Genomic DNA, 1,783 nt, shown 5'->3' with positions numbered 1-1,783 from the left:
TTACTTGTTTAGGAACAGGCAAGATGCCTGTTCCACAAGAAAATTCACTCTTTGTGGAACAGGCATCTTGCCTGTTCGTTGCCGAACTTCCTTCTTCCTGAGCAAACATGGATTATTTTACATCATTAATCGGACAAGAGCGAGCAGTAGAATTGCTAACTCAAGCAGTCGAGCGAAACCGAATTGCTCCTGGTTATTTATTTGTCGGGTCTAACGGCATCGGCAAAAGTTTAGCTGCTCAGTGTTTCATCGAGCTTTTATTCTCAGCAAATATTCCCGAAACCCGACTAATAGCCTCCGTGCAAAATCGCGTGAGACAGCGAAATCATCCAGACTTACTCTGGGTAGAACCAACTTATATGAACCAAGGCAAACGGCTTACGCCAAAGGAAGCAGAGGAAGCCGGTTTAAAGCGGAAAGCACCACCACAAATTCGCTTAGAACAAGTTCGAGAAATCGGTGATTTTCTCAGCCGACCGCCGCTAGAAGCTGCGCGTTCAGTCGTAGTGTTGGAACAAGCAGAAACAATGGGTGAGGGAGCAGCTAACGGCTTGTTGAAGACATTGGAAGAACCGGGAAAAGCAGCCCTCGTTTTAATTGCTCCGACTGTGGAACTTTTGCTGCCAACTTTGATTTCCCGTTGTCAAAAAATCCAGTTTTCACGGCTGAATCCCGAAGCAATGGCACAAGTTTTGCAGCAAGCCGGATTCGCGCAGATTTTATCGCATTCCGAGGTACTGGGGATGGCTCAGGGAAGTCCTGGGGAGGCGATTTCTATTTGGCAGCAACTGCAATCAATACCCGATGATTTGCTGCAAAAGGTGAAGCAGTTGCCTCAAAATCTGCGCTCTGCTTTGGAATTGGCCAAGGAAATTGATAAAACTTTAGATACTGAATCTCAGTTGTGGTTAATCGATTATTTACAGCACTGTTACTGGCAGCAATTTTTGGCAGGGGGAATTAGTCGATCGCCCTTAGAGCCCTTGGAAAAAGCGCGGCAATATTTGCTAAACTACGTACAGCCGCGATTAGTTTGGGAATGCACACTAATGGGAATATGTCAAGGATAATTTATTGCCAAGTTTGAACCCAATACGATGAGTAACACGATGGAAAAAGCCACATTTGCCGCCGGTTGTTTTTGGGGAGTTGAACACAAGTTTCGCGCGGTTGCGGGTGTCGTCTCGACTGCGGCGGGCTACACGGGAGGTCACTGGCCGAACCCGTGCTACCTGGATGTTTGCGCCAGAGTCACCGGTCACGCTGAATCAGTGCTGGTAGAGTACGATCGATCGCAGGTGAGTTACGAAGCACTGCTAGATGTATTCTGGAACTGTCACGATCCTACCCAAATCAATCGCCAAGGCCCCGACAGAGGCGAACAGTACAGGTCGGTGATTTTTTATCACAATTCCGAACAAGAAAAAGCCGCTCGCGCATCCAAACAAAAATTACAACTTTCCGGTAAATACGACAAAGATATTGCCACCGAAATCAAACCTGCTGGGGAATTTTATATGGCAGAGGATTACCACCAGCAATATATTGAGAAGAAGCGGCAGTCGTCAAAAGTTATTAGTTAAAAAGTAGGCAGACGCGAGCCAAAATAAAAAATATTAGGGGCGGGTCAGGCAATGATCTATACTAGCGGCCAGTTTATTATTAATGCAAAACCCTGCCTCCCCCACGCCATGTTTATTTCCATTTACTTAGGAATGAGAATTAAATAACTTCCACAAGTTTGTGGGATGGGGAGCATCTCAGTTTTGCATTTACAGTGCGA

At 46.2% G+C, this 1,783-nt stretch carries 2 protein-coding genes; both read left to right on the top strand.

Annotation, left to right across the window (positions count from 1 at the left end):
- Positions 1 to 107: 107 nt before the first annotated feature.
- On the top strand, positions 108 to 1,070 hold the full coding sequence (locus QUB16_RS33315; RefSeq protein ID WP_333322668.1) for a DNA polymerase III subunit delta': 963 nt from the start codon (positions 108 to 110) through the stop codon (positions 1,068 to 1,070).
- A 27-nt stretch (positions 1,071 to 1,097) separates the two neighbouring features.
- The gene (gene msrA / locus QUB16_RS33310; RefSeq protein ID WP_445251191.1) at positions 1,098 to 1,583 is read left to right on the top strand and encodes a peptide-methionine (S)-S-oxide reductase MsrA; all 486 of its coding nucleotides are present in this window, start codon (positions 1,098 to 1,100) and stop codon (positions 1,581 to 1,583) included.
- Positions 1,584 to 1,783 lie beyond the last annotated feature (200 nt).

It is taken from the genome of Microcoleus sp. D3_18a_C4, assembly GCF_036702415.1.
GTDB lineage: Bacteria > Cyanobacteriota > Cyanobacteriia > Cyanobacteriales > Microcoleaceae > Microcoleus.
This window is presented reverse-complemented; position numbering and strand designations above follow the sequence as displayed.

What these genes read in the sequence shown, in the direction of transcription:
- QUB16_RS33315 (WP_333322668.1), top strand. Translation starts at nt 108, where the DNA reads ATGGATTATTTTACATCATTAATCGGACAAGAGCGAGCAGTAGAATTG.
- msrA (WP_445251191.1), top strand. Translation starts at nt 1,098, where the DNA reads ATGAGTAACACGATGGAAAAAGCCACATTTGCCGCCGGTTGTTTTTGG.